The organism is Halolamina pelagica (assembly GCF_001307315.1).
GTDB lineage: Archaea > Halobacteriota > Halobacteria > Halobacteriales > Haloferacaceae > Halolamina > Halolamina pelagica_B.
This window is the reverse complement of record NZ_LGUC01000001.1, coordinates 2,173,350-2,189,006: the sequence shown is the minus strand read 5'-3', so window position 1 is coordinate 2,189,006 and position 15,657 is coordinate 2,173,350. Positions and strand designations below refer to the sequence as shown.

Sequence of the window (15,657 nt, the reverse complement as noted above, 5' to 3'; positions counted from 1 at the left end):
CGGCCGCGAGCGGGCGTATGGTCGAGAAGTTCGACGCCGGATTCGTGCTCGGGACCGGACTGCTGGGGTGGATCGCCGCCGTCACCGCTGTCGACGGCTGGAGCGAGCCGGTGATCGCGTTCTGGGGGCGGTTCTCACCCTCGGCGTCGCCGGCGCCTTCCTCGTCGCGAACGAACTGGAACTGGCCGGCTAACCCACGGAGCGCTCCGAAACAGCAGTTTGAAACGCCGCGCTCTCCTCGCACCGTGCGATGAGTATCCCCTCGTTCGTGGTCGGCATCGCCGGCGGCACCGGCGCCGGCAAGACGACGGTCGCCCGCCTGATCACCGAGCGCGTCGGGGAGTCGGTAACTCGCATCCCGATCGACAACTACTACAAGGATCTGAGCCACCTCGACCGCGAGGAGCGCGAGGAGATCAACTACGACCACCCCGAGGCGTTCGAGTGGGAGCTGCTGTGTGAGCATCTGCGTGCGCTCTCTGAGGGCCAGGCCGTGGAGATGCCCCAGTACGACTTCGAGATCCACAACCGCAAGGACGAGCGCGTCACGGTGCTCCCGACCGACGTGATCATCGTCGAGGGGATCCTCGCGCTGTACGACGAGACCATCAACGACATGATGGATCTCCGGCTGTACGTCGAGACCGACGCCGACGTGCGGATCCTTCGGCGGATCAAGCGCGACGTGGTCCAGCGCGGCCGGGCGCTCGAAGACGTGATGGACCAGTATCTCTCGACGGTGAAACCGATGCACGAGCAGTTCATCGAACCGACGAAGAAGCACGCCGACCTGATCATCCCGAGGGCGCGAACTCGGTGGCCGTGAACCTCCTCGAGGAGAAGATCGAGTCCGAAGTCGAAGGCGAGGGGACCCGCACGTGGGAACGCGGGGCGATCGAACAGCAGTTGGGCGAGCGGATGTCGCTCGACAACGAGTGATCGACCCAGCGGTTCACGGCTCGGCGACCGGTCGCCGATGGCGGCGCCGACTCCCTTCTCACGCCCGCCGGGTCAGGTGGGATCGAACCGCCCGCTGGCAGTCGCCGAGCAAGTCGACCAGTCGCGTCACCGTCGAGAGTACCGGGTAGACGACCGGAAACGAGCTGTAGAGATATCGCACGAGCGACCGGTGGGTCACGTCGGCCGACCGGTTCCGCCCGGTTGTCGACGCCAACAGCTCCTGGCGCTCGGTGAGGAGGCTGTCACACCGCGCGCGATAGGCGGCCAGTCGCTCGTGGCGGTCGCGGAGCGCGTCGAACCCCAGCGACGACAGCGGGGTCTCGTCCGCTGCCACCAGCCACTCGGTGAGTTCCGCCACCACGTCCGCGGCCCCCTCGAGCGACTCGAGTTCGCTGTCGATAGATGCGAGCGTCGCCTCGATCCCCCTCGAGCGTTCTCGCGCGGCCGTGAGGACCGCCTGCTTCGTCTTGGGCGTGAACCCCGCGTCGGTCGTCGGCGCCAGCGCCAGGGCGACCCCGTCGCCGAGCTCCTCGCGGATCGTCTCGAGCAGCGGCTCCTCACCCACGTCGTCGATGCTGTGCGGTCGGACCGTCTCGGCGAACGTCTCCCGGACCCGTTCGCAGGCGGCCCCGCCGGTGTCGGCCCTGGCGGTCCGCGCCGCGCCGCCCCCGTGAACAGTCGCCCCAGCGCTCCCGGGGCGTCTCTCCGTCGTCGACAGCGACGCGACTCGGCGGCGAAACTCCTCGTAGGCGGCCCCCTGCTCGGTGAGCGCCGCCCGTTCCCGCTCGACCGCTTCCGTCGCGCCGTCGACGTGCGTCTCGATCATCGCCCGTCCTCCGGCGCCGACTCGATGGTGTCCGCGGGCGAGGCCGTTGTGCCGATGTCGGGTGTCTGGCGAACCACGATGTCGTACTGCGGGAGGGCAGGGTCGTACTCCCGCAGCGCGGCGCGATACTCCTCGGTCAGCGTCGCCGCCCGCCGCGCCGCCGTCGGCTCGTCGAACCGACAGGCGTCGGCCGGTACCGGCCGGTCCCCGTAGCGGCCACAGACGAGGTAGTACTCCCCGCCGTCGCTCGCGAGGGACTCGATACGCTCACGCAGACGGCAGAGCTTCCCCTCCGTCATCGCTCCACCCCAGGCCGGCCACCGGCGCTTGCGGGGGCCGAGGGGGTGCCCGCGCGTCCGCTGGATCGGTCGGCGAGTGTGTGGATGCCTGCCCGTCGCATACTCTTTAGGCTTGCCTAAAAGCATTTAGTGGTTTCGGCTTTTAGGTCGGCCCAAAAGAGGCGGAGCACGGCGTCACGGCTTCGGGGGACGCGTGACAGAGAACTGCGGGCCGTGTTCAGGCGTCGACGAACTGCTCGGCGCCTTCGTAGAACCAGTAGCCGTTCTCGCGCATCACTTCCCCGAGAGTCTCGTGGAACTCGACGAAGTCCGCGAACTCCTCCTTCTCGACGTTCTCGAAGATCTCCTCGACGGAGACGACCTGCTCGTAGCTGATCCGCACCGGGTGGTCGCCGTAGTCGGCGACGTACTCCTCGGCAGTCAGCGGGAAGTCCTCGTCCTCGTCGATCTTCTTGGCCAGTACGGCGTGGCCGTACTTGCGCCGGCCTTCGCTTCCCTCCTCGCCGTCCGGATCGTGGGGCCAGTCGTCGGCGTCGCTCATTATCTGGGGGTTGGCCCGACCGGCCCAAAGCCTTTGCGTTCGACGTGGTTCGGCGCCGCTAGCGAGAAGCGAACCGCTCGGTGGTTTGGATGCGGTGGGACCGGGATTTGAACCGGATCGAGACGTGCTCGCTCCGCCGCTGTGCGCGTCTCGCAGGGAGCAAATCCGACACGCGTCGCTCCTCACGTTCGTTCGGAGACGACGGTGGGACTGGGATTTGAACCCAGGAGGCTGACGCCACCGGTTTTCAAGACCGGCGCAATAGGCCACTCTGCCATCCCACCAGACAACCCTCCGTTTCCCCTCGGGAGGGTTGAAGCTATCGGACCACCCTCAGGCGGCGGCCCGGGCGTAACGCACGCCGAGCCAGAACGCCGCCGCGGGAACGAGCAGGTAGGTGTACGCGTTGCCAGCCAGTACGTACGCCGTCACCGTCTGGCCGGTCGTCCCGAGCGTCGGCAGCCACGTGGGGAGCCCGCCGGCGACGGCTCGCTGGACGAGTAGCTCGAGCACGCCTTGGAGGAGGCCGATCCCCACGACGAGCGCGACGACACCGAGGGGGTAGCGGAGACGCTTGCCGTTTCGTACCGACATGGTCCCCGATTGGCCGAGCGGTGTGAAAACCGTTGGGCTGGCGCTACTGCCGCGTGAGCCCGTCCTCGTCGACGATCAGCCCGTACTCCTCGATCAGCGCCGCGGTGAAATCCGGCACGGCGCGGCCGGCGGCGACGCGGGCACGGAGCTCCGCGACGACGCTCGCGAGTTCGTCGCCGGTCCGGACCGTCGGCTGTGTCGGGAGGAACGCCGTCTCGTGGTCCTCGCCGCGGGCCAGCTCCGCGATCGTGTTCAGCGCCGGCGGCGTCATCGCGTCGGTGAAGTCGACGGTGTCGGAGAAGCCGGCGTAGTACACCGACCCGCCCGGGCCCGGACCGAGCACCACGTCGTTGCTCCGGTGTTTCATCGCCGCGGAGTCGATCCCCGCTCGGGTGATGAACGGGGTGGTGCCGGGGAGCACCGCGACCGAGCGGGCCCCCTCCTCGCGGAGCAGGTGGGTGACGGTGTTGCCGACGCGCGCGCTCGGGGTCGAGCCGACCTGTGGCTCGAAGCGCACCTCGCCCACGTCCGAGACGGCGTCAGCAGCCAGCGCGCGGATCTCCGCCTCGGGCGACACCTCGGTGCGGTGGGCCTCGTCGAGCAGGTCCTCGGGGCGGTAGTTCACGAGCAGGTCGGCGCCGGAGCGCTCGATGGCCCGCATGGCGTCGCGATCGATCGCGCCGGCGAGTTCGGCGACCTCCGACTCGTTCAACGGGCTCGTCGCCGCGAGGTCGGGAAACCGGAGGCCGGGACGTGGCGGGTCGGCCAGCAGGACGACGGTTGTCATCGGTCACTCTCGGCTCGCGGCGCGCTTCAATCCGGCGGGTCGCGGTCGGCGGGCGTCGACGCCACGGGGAGCGCCGCGCTTAAGCGATTGCCAGCCGATCCCCCGGTATGCTCGACTCCCGCGCGCTCGGCCTGCTCGCCTCCGGCGTCATTTCGGCGCTGGCGCTGGGCGGGCTCGCGACGTTCGTCCGACTGCTCCCCGGTTCGCCGACGATGGCGGCGAGCGGGGCGACGTTCGCACTCTGTGTCGTGGCCGTCGTCGTTGGCGTCGCCGCCGGCACCGGCGATCGGCCGACAGAAACCGCCTACTGGTCGTAACTCCCGAGCGAACCGTCGCGACCGTTACCGGCTCCTGCGACCTTTCGTCTGCCGATAGTCCCGCGAGAACACGTTCTCTTTCACGTGCTCGACGAACGCGGCCTCCTGTTCGTCGGTCTGGGCCGCGGGCGGGATCATGGGGACGAGTTCGAACCCACGCCCCCGGACCGTGGTCGCGTGTTCCTCGACCACGTCGAAGCTCTCGGGCGCGCGGGTGGTGTACTCGATCGCGAGCGCCCGGAGCGCCCGGTCGCCCACGGGGACGATGATGTGTGGGTTGATCATCCGGAGTTCGGCGTTGAGAAACGGCTCGCAGTTCCGGAGTTCCTCGTCGGTTGCCGCCCGCTCGGGGTTGCGACAGCGCGAGAGGTAGGTGAGGTAGACGTTCTGGAGGTCCGGCTCCGCGGCGTCCGGGGTGACCGCGAGAAGCCGAGTTCGCCGAGGATGCGCTGCACTCGCTGGCCGGCGTCGTCGCCGGTGAACGGCACCCCGGTCGCGTCGGCGCCCGACGATGGGGCTTCGCCGACGAAGACGAACTCCGCGCCGGCGTCGCCGTAGCCGTGCACTACCTGGTTGCGGCAGTCGGCGAGCGCCGGACAGTTCCGGCAGTCTTCGTCCATCGCGAACGGGTTCGCGAGTTCGTCCTGGTGGGCGTCCACGTTCGCTGGTGGTTGCCGACCGCGGGGGAAAACGGTTCCGGGCGACCGACAGCGAGAACGAGCCGGCTACTCCTCGTCGGGGTTGAGCCCGCCCTGCTCCCGGACTTCGAGGATGTGGCGCATGTTCATGTAGATCTCCGGGATCGAGGTCTCCTCGCCCTCCTTGTAGAGGTCGGAGACGCGGTAGAGAAACGCCCCGATCTGTGCCGCCTCGGAGGAGTCGTCGCGGGCGCGGATCTCGTCGGCGACTTCCCGCAGCGTCTCCCGCTTCGGGGCGTCCTCGGGGAACGTCGCCTCGGCGTCGGGCGCCATCTGCCAGTCGTCGTCCCCGTTCCCGGCGGCGTCGTCGCCGTCCTCACCAGCCATGCTGCTGGACGCTCTGTCGACGGATCACGCCGACGTTGTTCGCGACGTTCTCGGTCAGCACGCGGAACGCGTCGGCGGTCTCGCCCTCGCGCAGGACGACCGGCTTCCCCTCGTCGCCGCCCTGGCGGATCGCCGGATCGATGGGGATGCCGCCGAGGAACGGCAGGTCGTTCTCGTCGGCCAGGGTCCGCCCGCCGCCCTCGCCGAAGATCTCGTGCTCGCTGCCACAGTCCGGACAGCGGAACGAGGCCATGTTCTCGGCGATCCCGAGCACCGGCGTTTCGTGCTTGCCGAACATCCGCAGCCCCTTCCGGGCGTCGTCGACGGCGACCTCCTGGGGCGTCGTGACGACGACCGACCCAGTCAGCGGCAGCGTCTGGAGGATGGTCAGCTGGGTGTCGCCCGTCCCCGGCGGCAGGTCGAGCACCATGTAGTCGAGTTCACCCCACTCCACGTCCTCGACGAGCTGGGTCAGGAGCTTGTGAACCATCGGCCCCCGCCAGATGACGGGGTCGTCCTCGCCCGAGAGAAACGCCATCGACATCAGTTTCACGCCGAACTTCTCCGGCGGGATGATGGTGTCCTCGTCGGTCGCCCGCGGCGCCTCGTCGGCGTCGAGCATTCGCGGGACGTTCGGCCCGTACACGTCGGCGTCGAACAGGCCGACTTCGGCGCCGAGTTTCGACAGCCCGGCCGCGATGTTGACCGCCATCGTCGACTTGCCGACGCCGCCTTTCCCGGAGGCGACGGCGATGATGTTCTTCACGCCCGGCAGCACCTGGTCGTCGTCGGCCTGGTCGTCGGGGATGTTGGCCGAGAGGTCGACCGCGAGGCCGGCGGCCTGGATCTTCTCCCGGACCTCCGCGGCGATCGCCGACTCGTGAGGCGCGTACGGCGCGCCGAGGGCCAGCGATATCTTGGCGGTCCCGTCCTCGACCTCGATGGCGTTGACCAGTCCCAGCGACACGAGATCGTCGCCGAGGGACGGATCCTCGACCTCCGCGAGCAGGTCGCGTACGGCGGCTTCGTCCATAGCGGGAGGTAGCGCGTTCCGCTAATGAGGGTTTTGAACCCGGTATTAGTGCCCCCTCGCTCCGAGGCCGATTTTGAACCCGCTCGCGCGTTCACAGCCGGGTTGAAGTAACCGGAACCAGTTACAAATTGGGTGTCGCCACCCGGACCCTTAAGCCCGTTCGGACGAACAGTTAGCTAATGCCGCTCTCGGACGAGTTCGGTCGCGAGGTGACGGGCGTCCGCGTCTCCCTCACCGACCGGTGTAACTTCGACTGTGTCTACTGCCACAACGAGGGACTCGGCGACACGCGCGGCCCGATGGAGCCCGGCGACGACGAGATGGGTACCGACGACGTGGTTCGCTTCCTGAATGTGGTCGCGGAGTACGGCGTCGACTCGGTGAAGCTCACCGGCGGCGAGCCGATGCTTCGCGAGGACTTGGCGGAGATCATCCGTCGGGCCCCGGACTCGATGGAGGTCTCGATGACGACCAACGGGACGTTTCTACCGGGCCGTGCCGAGGAGCTGAAGGAGGCGGGGCTCGACCGCGTGAACGTCTCGCAGGACGCGCTCGACCCCGAGGAGTTCGCCGAGATCACCAAATCGGGCGCCTACGACAAGGTCATGGAGGGCGTCCAGGCCGCCGTCGACGCCGGGCTCGCGCCGGTGAAGCTCAACATGGTCGTGTTCGAGCACACCGCTGGCTACGTCGAGGGGATGGTCGACCACGTCGCCGAGAACGAGGGGCTCCAGCTCCAGCTGATCGAGTACATGCCCGAACTCACCGGCCGGCCGGAGTGGAACATCGACATCCAGCGCGTCCACGACTGGCTCGCGGAGATCGCCGACCACGTCGAACACCGGGAGATGCACGACCGGAAGCGCTACTTCGTCAACCCCGAGGCCGCCGAATCCGTCGCCGCCGACCCCCAGCCGTCCGAGCTCGACGAGTTCCAGGGCGGGATGATCGAGATCGTCGATCCCGTCGAGAACGCCGACTTCTGTGCCAACTGCGGCCGGGTCCGGGTGACCCACGAGGGGTACCTGAAGGGCTGTCTCAACCGCAACGACGACCTGCAGTCGATGGGCGAGATGAGCCGCGAGGAGATCCGCGAGGCGTTCGAGCAGGTCGTCGCCGAGCGCGTCCCCTACTACGGGGAGTATCTCGTCGAGAACGAGCGCGGCGAGTACGAGATCAACGAGAAGTACATCTCCGCCGCGGACTGAGCCGTCCGCTATCGCCCCGGGAGCAGTTCTCCGTACCGCTCGATCAACGTCGACGCCAGCCGCCGCTCGACCGGCGTGAACCCCAACGTCCTGAGCGTCGCCGCGAACGCCGCCAGCCCGAGCAGCGTGCCGACGACGGCGCCGACGACGCCCGGAGCGAGCGCCCGCGCGACGAGCGCGACCCCCCGAACGGCAGCGCCGCCACCAGGGGGTAGCTGTGGCGCTTCGTGAACGGCTGGAGCCCTTCGAGGTGGTAGAGGACGGCGACCTCGATCCCGTTGTTGAGCGTGAGCATCAGCAGGTACGTCCAGACGACGCCCGCGAGCCCGAACTCCACGGTGAGCGGGACGGCGACGATCGCGAGCACGGTCGTGATCCCGACGTTGGTGACGAGCAGCGCCTGCTGGTGGTCCGTCATGCGGAGCAGGATCCCCACGCTGCCAGCGGCGCAGGCCGCGATCTGGGCCAGCACGAACAGCGTCAACAGCGGCGCGTACTCGGTGAACGTCGGGCCGAACGCGGCCATCACGGTCTCGCGGTAGACGACGACGGGCACGGCGGCGGCGACGACGCCGACGAGCACGAGCCGGCTGGTGACGTGATACAGCCGCGAGAGCGCGTCGTCGTGGCCCTCCTCGTTGAGCGCGGCGGCGACCGGCGGGATGAACTGGTTGATCGCCATCAGCGGCAGGCGAACGAGCTGAGAGACCAGCACGCCGACCGCGAACACGCCGCCGGCCACCCCCGAGAGGAACACGGCGATCAGCGGGTAGAAGCCGAGGCGCTGTGTCGTGGTCGCGATGCCGCCGAGAAACAGCGGGACTGTGTACTCGAGGTAGCGACGGCGGAGCGCGGGGAGCCCCGGACCGCGCAGGCGCGGGCGGAACCCGCGTGCGCGGACGATCCAGACTGCGGCCGCGACGCCGGTCAGCCCCATCACGGCCAGCACGCCGCCGGCGACGAACACGATGTCGCCGACGACGAAGGCGCCGACGACGCCGACGACCAACTGCGCGGCGGGGAACGCCAGCCGCAGCGTGAGGTTCAGGGGCGCGACCGCCTCGATGCCGCGCAGCACCTCGGTCACGGTAAACAGCCAGACGCTCGCGGGCATCCCGAGCGCGAACACCCGCACGAGCAGCTCGAACTGCGCGGTCTGGTCCGCCATCGACGTGATCCGCGGCGCCGCGAGAAACAGGCCGACGCCGAAGACGGTGGCGACCCCGAGCAGCAGCAGCGACGCGAACGTCGCCAGCGCGTCCCGCTCTTCCTGGTCGGCGGTCGGCAGGAAGCGACTCAGCCCGTTCCGGAACCCCAGCACGATACGGGCGAGGAAGCGCTGGATGCGCCGAGCGAGCGCGAACAGGCCGTACGGCGCCGCGCCAAGGCCGTTCGTGAGCGCGGCGGTGAAGACGACGGTGAGCCCGCGCTGGAGCAGGATGCTCGGCACCGAGACCGCGGCGCCGTGGGCGACCCGTTCCAGGGCGTCGTCGAGCCGACGAGTCACGTCGTCAACAGCTTCTTCGTCGGGTGATCCGTCGGCGGGCACGCGCCGGCCTACCCGGAACGGCGGAAAAAATCCGGCGGTCCGCCGGGGGTGTGTGATCTATCAGCACGGCCTCGTAGAGTGTGGTACCGAGCGTCGTGAGTGCCGGTCGGTGTGACCGAGATGGCACCCGACACCTGCGAGTTCCTCGGGCGGCGACGTGCGGGGGACAGATTGGCGACGACGATGTTCGCTCGAGAACGAGCCCCGGTACTGTGTCGTCGGGACCGCAAACACGTCGACGCCGTCCGTCGGTGTTTGCCTCTCACACACCTCCCCCGTTCCGTGATGTTTAAGTATCCAGTCCCGGAATCGAAGAGTGTAGTGAACTGTAGGGGCGCCGTGTCCCGAGTCCACGAGTCGGATTGGCTCGACGGGCGACGATACCAGCACGCGGGTTGCGGTAGCCTAGCCTGGCCCAAGGCGCAGGGTTGCTAACTCTGTGGCGCACAGCCTCCGGGGTTCAAATCCCCGCCGCAACGCTCGCACCGACACCAACCAGATATGAGTGCAGAAGAACCAGCGGACGGCGAGGCGGAGGAGGAGGACCTCCAGTACTTCGTCCGGATCGGGCAGACCGACCTGGACGGGACGAAATCCGTCGAGCGGTCCCTCAGCGAACTCAAAGGCATCGGCAAGCGCATGGCGCGCATCGTCGCCGACGAGGCGGACGTCGACCGGCAGGCGACGTTCGGACGCCTCGACGACGACGATATCAACAGTGTCGTCGAGGTCGTCGAGAACCTCGGGGATCACGTTCCCTCGTGGATGGCGAACCGGCAGAAGGACTTCTTCTCCGGCGAGACCACCCACGTGACCGGGAGCGACCTCGAGGAGTCCCGGCGCCACGACATCAACCGCATGAAGATGATCAGCTCCTACAAGGGCGTCCGCCACGAGCGCGGGCAGAAGGTCCGCGGACAGCGGACCAAGTCCACGGGTCGAACCGAGGGGACCATCGGGGTCAACATCGAGGAGATCCGCGAGGAGATGGAAGAAGACGCAGCCGGTGATGAAGAATGACGACCGGAAACGCAACCAAACGCTACGAGACACCGAACCACCCGTTCCAGGGCGAGCGTATCGCCGAGGAGGCCGGGCTGGTCGATCGCTACGGACTCGAGAGCAAAGAGGAGCTCTGGCGCGCCCAGTCGCGCCTGCGTGACTTCCGTCGCGAGGCTCGACGGCTGCTCGGCGACGCACAGGGCGACGTCGAGACGGCGAACGAACGCGGTAGCGAGTTCGTCGCCCGGCTCCGGAAGATCGGCATCCTCAACGAGAACGATGACATCACCGAGGTGCTGAACCTCGACGAAACCGACGTGCTCGAGCGTCGGTTCCAGACCGTCGTCTACCGGCAGGGGCTGGCGTCGACGCCCCAGCAGGCTCGACAGTTCCTCGTCCACGGCCACGTCACCGTCGACGGCGCTCGGATGACCGAGCCCTCGAAGTTCGTGACCGTCGACGAGGAGGACAGCATCGAGTTCGACGAGAACTCCGTGCTGGCCGACGAACTCCACCCCGCACGTGCGGAGGGTCAAGACGAATGAGCGAGAGCGAGACCACAGCCGACGGCGAGAAGTGGGGCATCGCACACGTGTTCGCGTCGTTCAACAACACGCTGATCACGGTGACCGACGCCACCGGCGCCGAGACGGTCGCGAAGTCCTCCGGTGGGACGGTCGTGAAGCAGAACCGCGACGAGGCGTCGCCGTACGCGGCCATGCAGATGGCCGAGGCGGTCGTCGAGGACGTGAAGGCCGCCGGCATCGGCGGCGTCCACGTCCGCGTTCGCGGACCGGGCGGCAACGACACCAAGTCCCCGGGCCGGGCGCGCAGGCGACGATCCGTGCGCTGGCCCGCGCCGGGCTCGAGATCGGTCGCATCGAGGACGTCACCCCGCTTCCCCACGACGGGACGCGCGCACCCAAGAAGAACCGACTGTAACACATGGCAGACGAATTCGACGTCGAGTTCATCCGAGGCGACGACCGCGAGGCGCGGATCCTCGTGCGCGGTCTCACCCCGGCGTTCGCCAACGGGCTTCGCCGGGCGATGATCGCGGACGTGCCCACGCTGAGCATCGACACGCTCCGCGTCGTCGAGAACTCCTCGGTGATGTTCGACGAGATGATCGGGCTCCGACTCGGGCTCGTCCCGCTGACGACGCCCGACGACTTCGAGTACGGTGACACCGTCACCCTCTCGCTCGACGTCGAGGGGCCGGACACGGCGTACTCCGGGGATCTCGAGTCCTCGGATCCGGACGTCAAGCCGGCCGACGAAGATATCCCGATCATCCAACTCAACGAGAACCCTAGCGGCGAGAACCAGCGCATCGAGCTGGAGGCCGAAGCCGTCCTCGACGACGGCAAGAGCCACGCCAAGCAGTCTGGGGGCGTCGCGGTCGGCTACCGCCACCTGCGTAAGGTGTCGGTCGTCGGCGACCGCGGCGAGTTCGACGAGGAGGAGACCAACATTCTCCGCGGGGTCATCGAGACCGAGGAGGGTGAGCTGGTCCCCACCGACGAGTTCGATCACGACCTGACCGAGCGCTACCCCGGGAAGGAACTCGAAGTCGAGGACGTCCCCGGGGCGTTCGTCTTCCACGTGGAGACGGACGGCTCCATGACGGTCGAAGAACTGGTGCTCCGCGGTATCGACTCGATCGAGTCGCGCGCGGACGAACTGCAAGAGAAAGTCGCAGTCTGATGACCTGGACCCCACGACACTCCGACGCCAGCCCCCGAACCGGGAGCCGCGGCGCCGGCGCGTCGTGGGTGCGGACCGAAACCGCTTTCAAGGGACATCGAGTAGGCGAGAGTGCAGGCAGGGATAGCCAAGTCAGGCCAACGGCGCAGCGTTCAGGGCGCTGTCCTGTAGAGGTCCGCAGGTTCAAATCCTGCTCCCTGCACTCTCAGTTTTCCGGAGGCAACTCCACGCTAGAGGTTAATCCATGAGTAGCAACAAGACGAACCCGAGACTAGGGAGCCTCATCGCCGAGCTCAAGTCGGTCTCGCGTGACGTTGGCGCCAACGTGTGGGCCGACGTCGCCGACCGACTCGAGAAGCCGCGCCGCACGCACGCCGAGGTCAACCTGGGTCGTATCGAGCGATACGCCCAGGAGGACGAGACCGTCGTCGTGCCCGGCAAGGTACTCGGCAGCGGTGTGCTCCAGAAGGACGTCACCGTCGCCGCGGTCAGCTTCTCCGGCACCGCCCGGAAGAAGATCGACCAGGTCGGCGAGGCGGTGCAGCTCGAACAGGCACTCGAAAACAACCCCGAAGGCAGCAACGTGCGGGTGATTCGATGAGCGTCGCCGAGTGGGAGGCCGACGTCGTCGTCGACGCCCGTGACTGCATCATGGGCCGTGTCGCCAGCGAGATCGCACAGCGCGCGCTCGCCGGGGACCGCGTCGCCGTGATCAACGCCGAGGAGGCGGTGATCACCGGTAACGAGGAGGCCACGATGGAGACCTATCGCACGCGGGCGAATCTGGGCTCCGATTCGGGGCCGTACTACCCCAAGCGCCCGGACCGCATCTTCAAGCGATCCGTGCGCGGCATGCTTCCGTACAAGCAGGACCGTGGCCGCGAGGCCTTCGAGAACATCCGAATCTACGTGGGCAACCCCCACGATCGGGACGGCGAGGTGCTCGAGGGCACCTCGCTCGACCGGCTCTCGAACATCAAGTTCACCACTCTCGGTGAGATCTCCGAGACCCTCGGCGCCAACAAGACATGGTAACGAACACGTCCGGCAAGAAGAAGACGGCCGTCGCCCGCGCCACCGTGAGCGAGGGCGAGGGTCGCGTTCGCATCAACTCCCAGCCCGTCGAGCTGGTCGAACCGGAGCTTGCCCGGCTCAAGATGCTGGAGCCGTTCCGCATCGCCGGCGACGAACTCCGTGAGGGGTCGACATCGACGTGTCGATCTCCGGCGGCGGGTTCGCGGGACAGGCAGACGCCGCCCGCACCGCCATCGCGCGTGGACTCGTCCAGCACCTGCAGGACGCCGAGCTCCGCGACGCCTACATGGAGTTCGACCGCTCGCTGCTGGTGAACGACTCCCGGCAGTCCGAGCCGAAGAAGTGGGGCGGGCCCGGCGCGCGTGCCCGTTACCAGAAGTCCTACCGCTGAGGTGATCAAACCATGATGATACCCGTCCGGTGTTTCTCGTGTGGCAAAGTCATCGGGGAACACTGGGAGGAGTTCGAAGACCGAGCGCGTGACGGCGACGAGGACCCAGCAGCGGTGCTCGACGACCTCGGCGTCGATCGGCACTGCTGCCGGCGCATGATGGTCAGCCACCGCGATCTGGTGGACGTCGTCTCCCCCTACCAATGAGCACGAACACCGAGTTCAACCGGTACGAGAAGGCCCGCATCATCGGCGCCCGAGCGCTGCAGCTGTCCTACGGCGCGCCGGTGCTTGTGGAGACCGAGCGGACCGAACCGTACCTCATCGCGGCAGAGGAGTACGATGCCGGTGTGCTGCCGTTCACCGTTCGACGGGAGGGCAAATGACGCGCATCAGCGGCGTCTCGCTCCGACGCGTGCTCGACTCCCGTGGCAACCCCACGGTGGAGGCCGACGTGTTGACGGTGTCGGGCGGCTTCGGCCGCGCGGCGGCCCCGTCCGGGGCCAGCACTGGCGAGCACGAGGCGATCGAGCTCCCGCCCGGTGAGGCTATCGCCGCGGCCCGAAAGCACGCGGTCCCCCGACTCGTGGAGACTGTCCACGCGGGGAACCAGCGCGAGGTCGACGCCGCCCTGCGTGGCGCCGACGGCACCGAGAACTTCTCGGAGATCGGCGCCAACAGCGCGGTCGCCATCTCGATGGCGGCCGCCAAGGCCGGCGCCGACGTGCTCGGGGCGCCGCTGTATCAGCATCTCGGCGGCGCCTTCCGGGGCGAGAACTTCCCGGTACCGCTGGGCAACGTCGTGGGCGGCGGCGAGCACGCCGCCGACGCGACCCACATCCAGGAGTTCCTCGCCGCGCCGGTCGGCGCCCCCTCCGTCGCGGAGGCGGCGTTCGCCAACGCCGCGGTCCACGAGACCGTCGGCGAACTCCTCACCGAGCGCGGCGTCCCGGCCGCGAAAGGTGACGAGGGCGCGTGGGCGCCGGCGATCGACGACGCCGAGGCGTTTGAGATCGTCGCCGAGGCCTGCGAGCGAGTCGCCGAGGACGTCGGTTTCGAGGTCACGTTCGGCCTCGACATGGCGGCCTCGGAGCTCTGGAACGGCGACGCCTACCAGTACGGCGAGACGAGTCGATCGCCCGCGGAGCAGATCGACTACGTCGCCGACCTGGTCGAGGAGTACGAACTGGCGTACGTCGAGGATCCCCTCGAGGAGAACGACTTCGCGGGGTTCGCCGAACTCACCGATCGAGTCGGCGACAGGACGCTGCTGTGTGGTGACGACCTGTTCGTCACCAACACCGAGCGACTCCAGCAGGGTATCGAGATGGCCGCTGGCAACAGCATCCTGATCAAGCCCAACCAGATCGGGACGCTCTCGCTGGCGGTCGACGCCATCGAAACCGCGACCCGCAACGGGTTCACGCCCGTCATCTCCCACCGATCGGGGGAGACGGAGGACACGACCATCGCACACCTCGCCGTCGCGACCGGCGCACCGTTCATCAAGACGGGCACTGTCGGGGGCGAGCGAACTGCCAAACTCAACGAACTCATCCGCATCGCGGAGGACGCTGTATGAGCGAAAGCGAGAACGACGACACAGAACCCGCCGAGGAGGAAGTGACCGACGAGGTCGCCGACTCCGAGGCGGCGGCAGAGAGCGCCTCGAGCGACGAGGCAGAGACAGAACAGGCCGACGAGGCCGAGGAAGAGGAGTCCCGGTTCGACGAGAACGTCATGCCGGAGGGCGAGGAGGAAGCAGACCTCCTCATTCCGGTCGAGGACTACCTCTCCGCTGGGGTCCACATCGGGACCCAGCAGAAGACGAAGGATATGGAGCGGTTCATCCACCGCGTCCGCGACGACGGCCTCTACGTGCTCGACGTGAGCCAGACCGACGGCCGCATCCGGACCGCCGCGGAGTTCCTCTCCAACTACGACCCCGAGCAGGTGCTCGTCACCTCCTCGCGGCAGTACGGCCGCTTCCCGGCCGAGAAGTTCGCGGACGCCATCGGCGCCCGCGCCCGCACGGGTCGGTTCATCCCGGGCACCCTGACGAACCCGAAGTACGACGGCTACATCGAGCCGGACGTCGTGGTCGTCACCGACCCGATCGGTGACGCCCAGGCGGTGAAGGAGGCCATCACGGTCGGCATCCCCGTCATCGCCATGTGCGACTCGAACAACGCCGTCTCGAACGTCGACCTGGTCATCCCGACCAACAACAAGGGCCGACGCGCGCTCTCGGTCGTCTACTGGCTGCTGGCCAACGAGACGCTCGACCGACGCGGCGCAGAGCCCAGCTACGCCCTCGAAGACTTCGAGGCCGGGCTCTAGGCCCGTCGAGAACGTTTCTGCGATCGTTTTTACGCCCGAGTAG

General features: G+C 68.0%; 20 protein-coding genes, 3 tRNA genes and 4 pseudogenes. 17 read left to right on the top strand and 10 right to left on the bottom strand.

The window, feature by feature from the left end; genetic code table 11:
* Window positions 1-17: 17 nt before the first annotated feature.
* Entirely contained in the window at window positions 18-254 is a 237-nt protein-coding gene (locus tag SY89_RS11370; protein WP_054584306.1) for a hypothetical protein, read from the top strand.
* Window positions 251-939: pseudogene (gene udk / locus SY89_RS11365) on the top strand (uridine kinase). The gene SY89_RS11370 and the pseudogene udk overlap by 4 nt, the downstream one beginning before the upstream one ends.
* A gap of 58 nt (window positions 940-997) precedes the next feature.
* Here the strand turns inward: udk and SY89_RS11360 are convergent.
* The 6 genes from SY89_RS11360 to SY89_RS11335 form a co-directional block, all read right to left on the bottom strand.
* Window positions 998-1,786 (bottom strand): DUF7260 family protein, encoded by a 789-nt coding sequence (locus SY89_RS11360; protein WP_054584305.1) that lies wholly within the window; start codon window positions 1,784-1,786, stop codon window positions 998-1,000.
* Window positions 1,783-2,085 carry a DUF7552 domain-containing protein gene (locus SY89_RS11355; protein WP_054584304.1) on the bottom strand — a complete coding sequence of 101 codons (303 nt, stop codon included), beginning with the start codon at window positions 2,083-2,085 and terminating at the stop codon, window positions 1,783-1,785. The genes SY89_RS11360 and SY89_RS11355 overlap by 4 nt, the downstream gene beginning before the upstream one ends.
* Window positions 2,086-2,302: 217 nt before the next feature.
* A complete protein-coding gene (locus SY89_RS11350; protein WP_054584303.1) occupies window positions 2,303-2,626 on the bottom strand; it encodes a DUF5785 family protein in 324 nt (107 codons plus the stop codon).
* A gap of 202 nt (window positions 2,627-2,828) precedes the next feature.
* A tRNA-Ser gene (locus SY89_RS11345) sits at window positions 2,829-2,910 on the bottom strand.
* Window positions 2,911-2,959: 49 nt separating this feature from the next.
* Entirely contained in the window at window positions 2,960-3,220 is a 261-nt protein-coding gene (locus tag SY89_RS11340) for a hypothetical protein (RefSeq protein ID WP_054584302.1), read from the bottom strand.
* A 43-nt stretch (window positions 3,221-3,263) separates the two neighbouring features.
* Complete coding sequence (locus SY89_RS11335) at window positions 3,264-4,007, bottom strand: hypothetical protein (RefSeq protein ID WP_054584301.1); 744 nt, start codon at window positions 4,005-4,007, stop codon at window positions 3,264-3,266.
* 107 nt (window positions 4,008-4,114) lie between these two features.
* Here SY89_RS11335 and SY89_RS11330 point away from each other — a divergent pair, with 107 nt between their 5' ends.
* Window positions 4,115-4,324 carry a hypothetical protein gene (locus SY89_RS11330; protein ID WP_054584300.1) on the top strand — a complete coding sequence of 70 codons (210 nt, stop codon included), beginning with the start codon at window positions 4,115-4,117 and terminating at the stop codon, window positions 4,322-4,324.
* A 24-nt stretch (window positions 4,325-4,348) separates the two neighbouring features.
* Here the strand turns inward: SY89_RS11330 and SY89_RS11325 are convergent.
* From SY89_RS11325 to SY89_RS11315, 3 genes and pseudogenes are all read right to left on the bottom strand, one after another.
* Window positions 4,349-4,944, bottom strand: a pseudogene (locus SY89_RS11325) (uracil-DNA glycosylase).
* Window positions 4,945-5,049: 105 nt separating this feature from the next.
* Window positions 5,050-5,349, bottom strand: a complete 300-nt coding sequence (locus tag SY89_RS11320) for a hypothetical protein (RefSeq protein WP_054584299.1) — start codon at window positions 5,347-5,349, stop codon at window positions 5,050-5,052.
* Window positions 5,339-6,382, bottom strand: coding sequence for an Mrp/NBP35 family ATP-binding protein (locus tag SY89_RS11315; protein ID WP_054584298.1), 1,044 nt, complete (start codon window positions 6,380-6,382; stop codon window positions 5,339-5,341). The genes SY89_RS11320 and SY89_RS11315 overlap by 11 nt, the downstream gene beginning before the upstream one ends.
* Before the next feature lie 179 nt (window positions 6,383-6,561).
* On the opposite strand from SY89_RS11315, the gene moaA reads away from it, so the two are divergent.
* Window positions 6,562-7,590 carry a GTP 3',8-cyclase MoaA gene (gene moaA / locus SY89_RS11310; RefSeq protein WP_054584297.1) on the top strand — a complete coding sequence of 343 codons (1,029 nt, stop codon included), beginning with the start codon at window positions 6,562-6,564 and terminating at the stop codon, window positions 7,588-7,590.
* Between the two features lie 43 nt (window positions 7,591-7,633).
* Here the strand turns inward: moaA and SY89_RS11305 are convergent, their stop codons facing one another.
* Window positions 7,634-9,139, bottom strand: coding sequence for a lipopolysaccharide biosynthesis protein (locus SY89_RS11305; protein ID WP_054584296.1), 1,506 nt, complete (start codon window positions 9,137-9,139; stop codon window positions 7,634-7,636).
* 394 nt (window positions 9,140-9,533) lie between these two features.
* Between SY89_RS11305 and SY89_RS11300 the strand changes: the two genes are divergently transcribed.
* The 13 genes and pseudogenes from SY89_RS11300 to rpsB all read left to right on the top strand — a co-directional run bounded on the left by SY89_RS11300 (window position 9,534) and on the right by rpsB (window position 15,614).
* Window positions 9,534-9,618, top strand: a tRNA-Ser gene (locus tag SY89_RS11300).
* A 22-nt stretch (window positions 9,619-9,640) separates the two neighbouring features.
* Window positions 9,641-10,159 (top strand): 30S ribosomal protein S13, encoded by a 519-nt coding sequence (locus tag SY89_RS11295; RefSeq protein ID WP_054584295.1) that lies wholly within the window; start codon window positions 9,641-9,643, stop codon window positions 10,157-10,159.
* On the top strand, window positions 10,156-10,686 hold the full coding sequence (locus tag SY89_RS11290) for a 30S ribosomal protein S4 (protein WP_054584294.1): 531 nt from the start codon (window positions 10,156-10,158) through the stop codon (window positions 10,684-10,686). The genes SY89_RS11295 and SY89_RS11290 overlap by 4 nt, the downstream gene beginning before the upstream one ends.
* Window positions 10,683-11,083: pseudogene (locus SY89_RS11285) on the top strand (30S ribosomal protein S11). The gene SY89_RS11290 and the pseudogene SY89_RS11285 overlap by 4 nt, the downstream one beginning before the upstream one ends.
* Before the next feature lie 3 nt (window positions 11,084-11,086).
* A complete protein-coding gene (locus SY89_RS11280; RefSeq protein WP_054584292.1) occupies window positions 11,087-11,848 on the top strand; it encodes a DNA-directed RNA polymerase subunit D in 762 nt (253 codons plus the stop codon).
* 117 nt (window positions 11,849-11,965) lie between these two features.
* Window positions 11,966-12,050, top strand: a tRNA-Leu gene (locus tag SY89_RS11275).
* Between the two features lie 42 nt (window positions 12,051-12,092).
* Window positions 12,093-12,449: a 50S ribosomal protein L18e gene (locus SY89_RS11270; RefSeq protein WP_054584291.1), complete on the top strand. Its 357-nt coding sequence runs from the start codon at window positions 12,093-12,095 to the stop codon at window positions 12,447-12,449.
* Window positions 12,446-12,883, top strand: a complete 438-nt coding sequence (locus SY89_RS11265; RefSeq protein WP_054584290.1) for a 50S ribosomal protein L13 — start codon at window positions 12,446-12,448, stop codon at window positions 12,881-12,883. Before SY89_RS11270 ends, SY89_RS11265 begins: the two co-directional genes overlap by 4 nt.
* Window positions 12,877-13,274, top strand: a pseudogene (locus SY89_RS11260) (30S ribosomal protein S9). The gene SY89_RS11265 and the pseudogene SY89_RS11260 overlap by 7 nt, the downstream one beginning before the upstream one ends.
* A 12-nt stretch (window positions 13,275-13,286) precedes the next feature.
* Window positions 13,287-13,481 carry a DNA-directed RNA polymerase subunit N gene (locus SY89_RS11255; RefSeq protein ID WP_054584288.1) on the top strand — a complete coding sequence of 65 codons (195 nt, stop codon included), beginning with the start codon at window positions 13,287-13,289 and terminating at the stop codon, window positions 13,479-13,481.
* Window positions 13,478-13,660: a DNA-directed RNA polymerase subunit K gene (locus SY89_RS11250; protein WP_054584287.1), complete on the top strand. Its 183-nt coding sequence runs from the start codon at window positions 13,478-13,480 to the stop codon at window positions 13,658-13,660. Before SY89_RS11255 ends, SY89_RS11250 begins: the two co-directional genes overlap by 4 nt.
* The gene (eno, locus tag SY89_RS11245; RefSeq protein ID WP_054584286.1) at window positions 13,657-14,856 is read left to right on the top strand and encodes a phosphopyruvate hydratase; all 1,200 of its coding nucleotides are present in this window, start codon (window positions 13,657-13,659) and stop codon (window positions 14,854-14,856) included. Before SY89_RS11250 ends, eno begins: the two co-directional genes overlap by 4 nt.
* Complete coding sequence (gene rpsB / locus SY89_RS11240; protein WP_054584285.1) at window positions 14,853-15,614, top strand: 30S ribosomal protein S2; 762 nt, start codon at window positions 14,853-14,855, stop codon at window positions 15,612-15,614. The genes eno and rpsB overlap by 4 nt, the downstream gene beginning before the upstream one ends.
* The last annotated feature ends 43 nt before the right edge of the window (window positions 15,615-15,657 follow it).

Coding starts and splice junctions, on each gene's coding strand:
- SY89_RS11295 (WP_054584295.1), top strand. CDS start 9,641: ATGAGTGCAGAAGAACCAGCGGACGGCGAGGCGGAGGAGGAGGACCTC.
- SY89_RS11265 (WP_054584290.1), top strand. CDS start 12,446: ATGAGCGTCGCCGAGTGGGAGGCCGACGTCGTCGTCGACGCCCGTGAC.
- SY89_RS11360 (WP_054584305.1), bottom strand. CDS start 1,786: ATGATCGAGACGCACGTCGACGGCGCGACGGAAGCGGTCGAGCGGGAA.
- eno (WP_054584286.1), top strand. CDS start 13,657: ATGACGCGCATCAGCGGCGTCTCGCTCCGACGCGTGCTCGACTCCCGT.
- SY89_RS11330 (WP_054584300.1), top strand. CDS start 4,115: ATGCTCGACTCCCGCGCGCTCGGCCTGCTCGCCTCCGGCGTCATTTCG.
- SY89_RS11255 (WP_054584288.1), top strand. CDS start 13,287: ATGATGATACCCGTCCGGTGTTTCTCGTGTGGCAAAGTCATCGGGGAA.
- SY89_RS11250 (WP_054584287.1), top strand. CDS start 13,478: ATGAGCACGAACACCGAGTTCAACCGGTACGAGAAGGCCCGCATCATC.
- SY89_RS11320 (WP_054584299.1), bottom strand. CDS start 5,349: ATGGCTGGTGAGGACGGCGACGACGCCGCCGGGAACGGGGACGACGAC.
- SY89_RS11355 (WP_054584304.1), bottom strand. CDS start 2,085: ATGACGGAGGGGAAGCTCTGCCGTCTGCGTGAGCGTATCGAGTCCCTC.
- SY89_RS11280 (WP_054584292.1), top strand. CDS start 11,087: ATGGCAGACGAATTCGACGTCGAGTTCATCCGAGGCGACGACCGCGAG.
- SY89_RS11370 (WP_054584306.1), top strand. CDS start 18: ATGGTCGAGAAGTTCGACGCCGGATTCGTGCTCGGGACCGGACTGCTG.
- SY89_RS11315 (WP_054584298.1), bottom strand. CDS start 6,382: ATGGACGAAGCCGCCGTACGCGACCTGCTCGCGGAGGTCGAGGATCCG.
- SY89_RS11350 (WP_054584303.1), bottom strand. CDS start 2,626: ATGAGCGACGCCGACGACTGGCCCCACGATCCGGACGGCGAGGAGGGA.
- SY89_RS11270 (WP_054584291.1), top strand. CDS start 12,093: ATGAGTAGCAACAAGACGAACCCGAGACTAGGGAGCCTCATCGCCGAG.
- moaA (WP_054584297.1), top strand. CDS start 6,562: ATGCCGCTCTCGGACGAGTTCGGTCGCGAGGTGACGGGCGTCCGCGTC.
- SY89_RS11340 (WP_054584302.1), bottom strand. CDS start 3,220: ATGTCGGTACGAAACGGCAAGCGTCTCCGCTACCCCCTCGGTGTCGTC.
- rpsB (WP_054584285.1), top strand. CDS start 14,853: ATGAGCGAAAGCGAGAACGACGACACAGAACCCGCCGAGGAGGAAGTG.
- SY89_RS11290 (WP_054584294.1), top strand. CDS start 10,156: ATGACGACCGGAAACGCAACCAAACGCTACGAGACACCGAACCACCCG.
- SY89_RS11335 (WP_054584301.1), bottom strand. CDS start 4,007: ATGACAACCGTCGTCCTGCTGGCCGACCCGCCACGTCCCGGCCTCCGG.